This window comes from Stenotrophomonas sp. 05L44_2 (genome assembly GCF_056665995.1).
On the sequence record NZ_JBFTNR010000154.1, the window covers coordinates 1 to 7840 of the forward strand.

A 7840-nucleotide genomic window follows, 5' to 3' on the forward strand; every position below is an offset into this window, starting at 1 on the left:
GCCCAGATCGCCCAGCAGGTTCTTGACGATACGACGCATGGTCGAGAAGTCGTCGACGATCAGGATGCGCATGTTCTTGTTCAAAGCAGAGTTCCTTTGTTGATCAGCTCTCGAGGCCGGCGTCGGCCGCCTCGAAAATCTTCAGTCGGCCACGCAGGCGCAGGACCGCCTGGCCGTGGATCTGGCAGACCCGCGACTCGCTCACGCCGAGCACTGCGCCGATCTCTTTCAGGTTCAGTTCCTGCTCGTAGTAGAGCGACAGCACCAGCTGTTCGCGCTCGGGCAGGTGGCCGATGRCATTGCCCAGCTCGCGGCCGAACTCGCCACGTTCCAGTACCTGCTGCGGGGTCGGGCCGCCCTGGGCGACGGTGTCCAGCTCGCCCTGGTCTTCAATGCGCGACTCCAGGCTCAGTACCTGGCCGCGCGAGGCGTCCTCCATCAGGCGCAGGTACTCGGGCAGCGGCATCTCCATCGCGGCGGCCACTTCGGTGGCACTGGCGGCGCGGCCGGTGCTCTGCTCCAGGCGGCGGATGGTGGCCGCAGCGTCACGTGCACGGCGGTGTACCGAACGCGGTACCCAGTCGCCACGACGGATCTCATCGATCATCGAACCGCGGATGCGGATCGAGGCGTAGGTCTCGAACGAAGCACCCTGGTCGGCGTCGTAGCTGCGCGAGGCTTCGATCAGGCCCATCATGCCGGCCTGGATCAGGTCGTCCACCTCAACGCTGGCCGGCAGGCGTGCGGCCAGATGGTGGGCGATGCGCCGCACCAGGTCTGAGTGCTGGGCGATGACCTCGTTGGCCGCCGTGCGCTGGACCTCTCTGTACTGGGCGGCGCCTTTCATGCGGCCACCCCACGCTGCTTGATGATGCGTTCGAGGAAGAACTCGACGCCGCCGCGCGGCTCGGTCGGTGCCTGCCAGCGGGCGGTGCGGCGGGCGATCTCGGTGATCGCCAGTGCCGACGGGCTGGACGGATAGGCCTTCACCACCGGCTGCTGGCGCTGCACCGACAGGCGCAGCCAGTCGTCCTGCGGCACGCAGCCCAGGTAGTTCAGCGAGACATCGGCGAGGAATTTCTCGCAGACGCGGGTCAGCTTCTCGTACAGCACGCGGCCTTCGTTGGGGTCGCGCACCATGTTGGCCACCACCTGGATGCGGTCCACGCCACGTTCGCGCGACAGCACCTTGATCAGCGCATAGGCGTCGGTGATCGAGGCCGGTTCATCGCAGACCACCACCACGGTGTCCTGCGCGGCCTGGCAGAAGGTCAGCACGCCATCGGTGATGCCGGCGGCGGTGTCCACCACCATGATGTCCAGCTCGCGCTCCAGCTCGGAGAACACGTTGACCAGGCCGACATGCTCGGCCGGGGCCAGCTCGGCCATGTGCCGGCGGCCGGACGCAGCCGGTACCACCAGCACGCCGTTCGGGCCTTCGATGATCACGTCATCCAGGCTGCAGCGGCCAGCGACCAGGTCGGCCAGGGTGTTGGTGGGGCTCAGGCCCAGGATCACGTCGATGTTGGCCAGGCCCAGGTCGGCGTCCAGCAACAGGGTGCGTTTGCCCATTCCCGCAAGCGCCACGGCCAGGTTGGCCGATACGTTGGTCTTGCCGACGCCGCCCTTGCCGCCGGTCACGGCAATCGTGCGCACAGGGCCGAGCGGCTCGCTGCGGGTCGCCGTCAGCGGGAAGGTGGTGGTCAGCTTGGCGTACTCACGCGACGGCATGGTTCAACTCCGGGTTGCAGGGCATATCGGCCGCGCGGCGCAAATCTTCAAGGCGAAGTACAAGATTGGCTGCACTGGCCCGGTGCAGGTCGTCCGGGACGTCCTGGCCATCGGTCACCCAGGTGATCGGCAGCTTGTGGTCCACCGCCACCGACAGGGCGTTGCCGAAGCGGCCGGTCTCGTCCAGCTTGCTCAGCACCAGGCCCTGCAGGTTGGCCGCGCCGAAGCGGCGGACCACCTCGTCCATGTCGCCGAAGCTGGTGTTGGCCGGCAGTACCAGCAGGGTGCGGACCTGGYGGGCGGCGCGCAGCCACTGCAGCTGGGCGGCCAGCGCACGGTCGCGCGGGCCCAGGCCGGCGGTGTCGATCAGCACCAGCTTGTAGTCCTTCAGGCGTTCCAGCAGCTGGTCCAGGTCGGTGCCGCTGTTGGCCTCGTGCACGGCGATGCCGAGCTGGCGGCCGTAGCCGTACAGCTGTTCGCGGGCGCCGATGCGCATCGTATCGGTGGTGACCAGGGCGACGTCGCGGGCGGCATGGGCTTCGGCGAAGCGCGAGGCCAGCTTGGCGATGGTGGTGGTCTTGCCGGCGCCGGTCGGGCCGACCAGGGCGATCACACCGCCTTCCTCCAGCGGATCGACCGGGGCGATCGGCAGCTTGCGCGAGATCAGCCCCAGCATCAGGCCGCGGCCGCGATGCGCTTCGGTTTCAAGCGGGATCTGCATGGCCACGTCGCGGGCGATGCCGGCATCGAAGCCGTACTCGTCCATCAGGTCCAGCGCGGTGGCACGCACCGGGCTGCCGCGCAGGCGCTCGTCGGTGAAGCGGTTCATCTCGCGCTCGATCACCTGGCGCATGCCGGCCACTTCCTGGCGCAGGTGGCGGATCTCGGCGTCATCGGCGACCAGGGTCAGCGCGGGTGCTGGCGCCAGCGCCGGCATCGGTGCCGGTGCAGCCTCGGTCGGCTGCACGGCAACCTGCGCGTGTGAGGCTTGGTCTTCGGGTGCCGTGGTGGCCTGGAGGGCAACCGGCAACGGCGGCGGCGTCACTGCCGGCAGCTGCGCGCTGTCTTCCAGCGGCGGGTCGATCTGGAAGCGGGCGCGGTTCACCGGCGCGGCTGCCGCAGGCGAGGGTGAGGGCGCCACGATGGCGTCGGCGAACGGGGCGAAGATCTGTTCCGGCAGCGTCGATTCATTGACGGCGGCGCGCGCCAGGGTGGCGGCGAAACCGGTGCTGCCACGCGTCGGCACGATCTCGTCGGCGCTGTCCAGGGTGCGGCCGGTCGCGCCGACGGCGGCGCGGGCGAGGGCGGCAACGGCCGAGGTGGTGGCGGCCACCGGCTCCGGTGCCGGGGTGCCGCTGCGACGGCGGGTGACCGCGGCGATCACTGCGTCGGCGGCGCTGCGCGGCTTCGGCGCGGGCGGCGGTGCCACGTCGCGGCGCGACGCTTCCAGGGCGCGCTGCACGGCGCTCTCATCGTAGTTGGCGGCGGCCACGATCTCGATGCCTTCCTCGATCCGGCGGTTGGACAGGATCACGGCATCAGGACCATGTTCCTTGCGCACCAGGTTCATGGCCGAGCGCATGTCGGCGGCGACGAATCGTTTGATTTTCATGCTGTGGTCACGGGACGAAGTCGGCGGAGTGGCGGTCGGAGAACGCGGATGGTCGGTGGTCTGCACGGTTCGGGTTCCCCTTGGAATCTGTCTGTTGCGGGTGTTTGAAAGTGGTGTCTGTTTTCTGGCGCGTTGCAGGGCGGCGTCAGCTGATCGTTCCGACCAGCTTCAGGCGCTTGTCCTCCGGCACCTCGCTGTAGGCCAGGACCGACAGCGACGGAACGCTGTGGCGGACCAGGCGGGCCAGCGCGGCTCGCACCGGGCCAGGTACCAGCACCACCGCGGGCTCGTTGCGGGCTTCCTGCTTGCTGACACATTCGGCCAGGCTCTGGTGCAGTCGCTCAGCGAGTCCGGGTTCCAGCGCGGCGCCGTTGCCCTGCGTGGACTCCTGCAAGACACGTTCCAATTGCGGGTTGAGGGTGAACACCGGCAGCTCCGCCGACATTCCGGCGATCTCCTGCACGATGAAGCGGCCCAGTGCGGTGCGCACGGCGGCGGTCAGCGTGGCCGGGTCCTGGCTGTGCGGGGCGTGTTCGACCAGTGCTTCGGCGATCTTGCGCAGCTGGCGGATCGGAATGCGCTCGACCAGCAGGTTCTGCAGCACGCGCACCACCGCCGACAGCGGCAGCGCCTTCGGCGTCAGATCTTCGACGAGCTTGGGCGCGCTCTTGGCCAGGTTGGCCAGCAGGTGCTGCACTTCCTCGTGGCCGAGCAGTTCCGGTGCGTRCTCGCGGATCAGGTGCGAAAGGTGGGTGGCCACCACCGTGGCCGGGTCGACCACGGTATAGCCCAGGGTTTCGGCCTGGGCGCGCTGGTGTGGCTGGATCCAGGTCGCGTCCAGTCCGAAGGCCGGGTCCTTGCCGGCGATGCCTTCCAGCGGACCGAGGGCACTGCCCGGGTCCAGCGCCAGTTCGCGGTCGGGATGGATCTCGGCAGTGGCCACCGGCACGCCGTGCACCAGTACCCGGTAGCCGTTGGCCGGCAGTTCCAGGTTGTCGCGGATGTGSACCGASGGAATCAGGAAGCCGAYGTCSTGGGTSAGCTTGCGSCGCACSCCCTTGATSCGCGSCATCAGYTCGCCGCCCTGGTTSYTGTCCACCAGCGRAATCARYCGRTAGCCCACTTCCAGGCCCAGCGGRTCGACCGGGCGCAGCTCGTCCCAGCTCAGTTCCGCAGTAGGTGCGGGGGCAGCGGGGCGGCCCAGCGCGTTCAGTGCGTTGGCGTCGCCTGCAGCGGTGTCGGCCTGCGCCGGCACCAGGCCCTTGCGGTACACCTTCCAGGCGATGAAGCCGAGGATGGCCGCCAGCGTCAGGAAAGCGACGTTGGGCATGCCCGGCACCAGGCCGACCACGCCGAGGATGCCGGCGGTGATGGCCAGCGCACGGTACTGGCCAAACACCTGGCCGGTCATCGCCTGCGCCATGTCCTGCGAGCGCGAGGCACGGGTAACCAGCATCGCCACCGCGCTGGAGACCAGCAGCGCCGGCAGCTGCGCCACCAGACCGTCACCGATCGACAGCAGGGTGTAGGTGGCGGCGGCATCGCCGAAGGGCATGCCATGCTGCAGCACGCCCACGGCCAGGCCGCCCAGCATGTTGATGAACAGGATCAGGATGCCGGCGATCGCGTCGCCGCGGATGAACTTGCTGGCACCGTCCATCGCACCGTAGAAGTCGGCTTCCTCGCGTACTTCCTCGCGGCGCAGCTTGGCTTCCTCGCGCGTCAGCAAACCGGCGTTGAGGTCGGCGTCGATCGCCATCTGCTTGCCGGGCATGGCGTCGAGGATGAAGCGCGCGGTCACTTCCGAGACGCGGCCGGCGCCCTTGGTGATGACCACGAAATTGATGATGGTCAGGATCGCGAACACCACGATGCCGACGGCGTAGTTGCCGCCGATCACGAACTCACCGAATGCGGCGATCACCTTGCCGGCCGCTTCGTGGCCGTTCTGGCCGTTGAGCAGGATSACGCGGGTGGAGGCCACGTTCAGCGCCAGCCGCAGCATGGTGGTGATCAGCAGCACGATCGGGAAGATGGTGAAGTCCAGCGGGCGCTTCACGTAGACCACCGCCAGCAGCACCATCAGCGAGATGGCGATGTTGAAGGTGAACAGCGCATCGAGCACCGGCGCGGCCAGCGGCACCACGACCATGGCCAGCAGGGCGAGCACGATCAGCGGTGCGCCAAGGCCCTGGCGGATCATTTCAAGCGCGCGGCGGGTATTGAAGCTGGATGCCTGGGCGCTCATGGACGGCCCCCGTTGCCGAACTCATCAACCTGGATGTGCGGCGTGGACGGCATCGGGCCGGTCCGCCAGCTGCGCAGCTGGTAGACGTAAGAGAGGACCTGGGCGACGGCTGAATACAGTCTCACGGGGATTTCCTTGCCGAGTTGGCCTTCCCGATACAAGGCGCGTGCCAAAGGCGGGGCAGAGACGATGGCGACCTTGTTGCCGTCGGCCACTTCACGGATGCGCAGGGCGGTTTCATCCACGCCCAGGGCGACCACGGTGGGGGCATTCATGGCCCCGCCTTCGTACTTCAGGGCCACCGCGTAGTGGGTGGGGTTGACCACCACCACGTCGGCAGTGGGGACCGCCTCCATCATCCGGCGGTTGGCCATCTGCTGCTGCAGCTGGCGGATGCGGCCCTTCACTTCCGGGCTGCCTTCGCTTTCCTTCATCTCCCGGCGCAGCTCCTCGCGGGTCATCTTCAGCTTGCGCATCCAGTTCCAGCGCTGGTACGGCGCGTCGATGGCGGCCAGCACCAGCATCGCCCCGGCGGTGGCCAGCAGCAGCCGCAGGGTGAAGCCCAGTCCGTCGCCGATGGCCGTTTCCAGCGGCTGGTGGATCAGCCCGCGCAGGGTGTTGAAGCTGGTCCAGACCACCATGCCGGCGGCGACGCCGACGAAGGCCACCCGCAGCAGCGACTTGATGAACTCGGCGATGGCTTCGGGGCCGTACAGGCGCTTGAGCCCGCTCATCGGGTTCATGCGGTTGATGTCAGGCATCATCGCCTTGGCCGACCAGCGCAGGCCGCCCATCACCACCGGCGCCAGGAAACTGGCCAGCAGGCAGACCAGCACCAGCGGGGCGATCACCCACATCAGCTGCAGCAGCAGGTCGCCGAAGTGGCCGAACAGCGCCTTCGGGTGCTGGCGCAGGCTCTGTTCGGGGCTGAGCGCATGGCGCATCCAGGCGCTGGCGCCGCTGGCCATCGAGCCGCTCATGGCCATCACCGCGATCACCCCGGCGCCGAACACGGCGGCCGTGCCCAGTTCACGCGAGCGCGGCAGGTTGCCCTGTTCGCGGGCGTCGCGCAGGCGTTTTTCTGTCGGTTGTTCGGTTTTTTCGCCGGCGGATTCGTTCTCGGACATCACAGGCACTGCAGCAGGGGATGCCGGAGTGCGTGCAAGATTCGTTCCGTTACGGGTGCATGTGCCAACCGCAGTTGGCGCCTGCCGGAGCAGGTACCGGTAGCGGGGGGGGCGCCGCGGCAGGTCGTGCAGCTGCATGAAGCGGGCCGCGTCCACTGGCCGGCCCAGCAGGAAGCCCTGCAGGTAGTCGCAGCCGAGGCGCTCCAGGTAGGCGCGCTGCGCGGCGGTCTCCACGCCCTCGGCCACGATGTCCATGTCCAGCGCGTGGCCCAGCGCCACGATTGCCGAGACGATCACCACGTCCTCGGCGCTGTGCTCAAGGTCGCGCACGAACGCGTGGTCGATCTTGATTTCGGTGGCCGGCAGGCGCTTGAGGTACAGCARGCTSGAGTARCCGGTRCCGAAATCATCGATCGAGATGCCCACGCCCAGGGCGGAGAAACTCTGCAGCAGGCGCAGGCTGGTATCGGTATCGCGCATCACCGTGCTTTCGGTGATCTCCAGCACCAGGTTGCGCGGGGCGATCGCGTAGCGCTCGATCACCTCGCGCACGTCCTGCAGCAGGTGCGGCGAACTGAACTGCACCGGTGACAGGTTCACCGACATCGTCCAGCTTTCATGGCCGGCATCGTGCCAGTGGCGCAGCTGCTGGCAGGCCTGGTCCAGCGCCCAGCGGCCGATCTCGTTGATCGCGCCACTGCGCTCGGCCAGGCGGATGAAGCGGTCCGGCGGAATCAGGCCCTGTTCCGGATGACGCCAGCGGATGAGTGCTTCGGCACCGGCCACCTTCTGCGTAGCCACGCGGATCTTCGGCTGGTAATGCAGGAACAGCTGTTCGCTGCCGATTGCCCGGCGCAGGTCGGCCAGCAGGCGGAACTGCTGCTCGGCGCTGTCGTTCATCCAGTCGGCGAACAGCACGAACGCATTGCGGCCCGATTCCTTGGCCTGGTACATCGCTGCATCGGCGAAGGCCATCAGCTGGCGTTCGCTGGCGGCATGGTCGGGGCAGATCGCGATGCCGATGCTGGCGCTCACCTGCAGCTCGTGGTCCGGCAGCAGCGGGCCGCTACCCACCGCCTGCAGGATGCGCCGGGCCAGGGTCGGCAGGTCCTCGTCCTGTTC

Annotated in this window: 5 protein-coding genes and 2 pseudogenes; all 7 read right to left on the reverse strand. The window is 68.2% G+C overall.

Annotation, left to right across the window (positions count from 1 at the left end):
- Positions 1–84, reverse strand: a pseudogene (locus AC1VAN_RS07330) (response regulator); the annotation flags it as partial.
- Positions 85–103: 19 nt separating this feature from the next.
- Entirely contained in the window at positions 104–847 is a 744-nt protein-coding gene (locus AC1VAN_RS07335; RefSeq protein WP_480985546.1) for an RNA polymerase sigma factor FliA, read from the reverse strand.
- On the reverse strand, positions 844–1731 hold the full coding sequence (locus AC1VAN_RS07340) for a MinD/ParA family ATP-binding protein (protein ID WP_025878980.1): 888 nt from the start codon (positions 1729–1731) through the stop codon (positions 844–846). Before AC1VAN_RS07340 ends, AC1VAN_RS07335 begins: the two co-directional genes overlap by 4 nt.
- Complete coding sequence (gene flhF, locus AC1VAN_RS07345) at positions 1718–3343, reverse strand: flagellar biosynthesis GTPase FlhF (protein ID WP_480985547.1); 1626 nt, start codon at positions 3341–3343, stop codon at positions 1718–1720. Before flhF ends, AC1VAN_RS07340 begins: the two co-directional genes overlap by 14 nt.
- Before the next feature lie 145 nt (positions 3344–3488).
- Complete coding sequence (flhA, locus tag AC1VAN_RS07350) at positions 3489–5591, reverse strand: flagellar biosynthesis protein FlhA (protein WP_480985548.1); 2103 nt, start codon at positions 5589–5591, stop codon at positions 3489–3491.
- On the reverse strand, positions 5588–6718 hold the full coding sequence (gene flhB / locus AC1VAN_RS07355) for a flagellar biosynthesis protein FlhB (RefSeq protein ID WP_033831035.1): 1131 nt from the start codon (positions 6716–6718) through the stop codon (positions 5588–5590). Before flhB ends, flhA begins: the two co-directional genes overlap by 4 nt.
- Positions 6719–6793: 75 nt before the next feature.
- A pseudogene (locus AC1VAN_RS07360) lies at positions 6794–7840 on the reverse strand (putative bifunctional diguanylate cyclase/phosphodiesterase); the annotation flags it as partial.

Coding starts and splice junctions, on each gene's coding strand:
- flhB (WP_033831035.1), bottom strand. CDS start 6,718: ATGTCCGAGAACGAATCCGCCGGCGAAAAAACCGAACAACCGACAGAA.
- AC1VAN_RS07340 (WP_025878980.1), bottom strand. CDS start 1,731: ATGCCGTCGCGTGAGTACGCCAAGCTGACCACCACCTTCCCGCTGACG.